Origin of the sequence: Capnocytophaga canis, from assembly GCF_000827555.1 — a bacterium.
Taxonomy (GTDB): Bacteria; Bacteroidota; Bacteroidia; order Flavobacteriales; family Flavobacteriaceae; genus Capnocytophaga; species Capnocytophaga canis.
Genome location: NZ_CDOI01000059.1, coordinates 1 through 783, shown reverse-complemented (window position 1 = coordinate 783; position 783 = coordinate 1). Strand labels below are relative to the sequence as shown.

General features: G+C 34.7%; 1 protein-coding gene. It reads left to right on the top strand.

The window, feature by feature from the left end; genetic code table 11:
* Nucleotides 1-630: PorP/SprF family type IX secretion system membrane protein (locus CCAND38_RS02115; RefSeq protein WP_042343483.1), on the top strand; the 630-nt coding region annotated here is incomplete at its 5' end.
* Between the last annotated feature and the right edge of the window lie 153 nt (nucleotides 631-783).

Here is a 783-nt window from a genome sequence, read left to right as displayed (position 1 = left end):
ACGAGTTTTATGTTAGATTTCTCGTATACTTTGAATTTTGATAATTCGAAGTTAGCTTTTGGTTTAAAGGGTACAGCAGAGATTTTTAGTTTGGATTATAATAAACTTCGTTTGTACGATCCATCAGACACACATTTTTCGGAGAATAGTACTATATTTTCACCGAATGTAGGAGCGGGTGTTTTTTGGTATTCGGATAAGTATTACATAGGTTTTTCGGTTCCTAATTTGTTGGAGACAGAGATTTACGAGTCAAAGGATCGTAGGGTTTCTGTATTGAAAAACACTCAACATTTTTACTTGATAGGGGGATATGTTTTTGATTTGAGTGATAATATCAAGTTCAAACCTGCTGTATTGTCAAAGATGTCTTATGGAGCTCCTTTGCAGTTGGATGTATCTGCAAATTTCATGTTTAATGAGCGTTTTGTGTTTGGAGCTGCTTGGCGTTGGTCAGCTGCAGTGAGTTTGATGGCAGGTTTTCAGGTGAATGATCGTTGGTTTATAGGCTACGGTTATGATTTTGAGACGACAGAACTTTCTCGTTACAACTCAGGTTCTCATGAAATCTTTTTACGCTATGAATTGGTGAAGATGTACAAAAAGGTTGTGTCTCCGCGTTTCTTCTAATTAAAGTTTAAATCTTGAAGGTAATCATACTATGAAAATATACCATAAATTATTGTTTTTTCTATTATTAGGAATAACGGCAAATATTTTTGCACAGGAAAAGGAATTACAGAAGGCGAATGATTTGTATCAGAATTATGCTTATGTAGATGC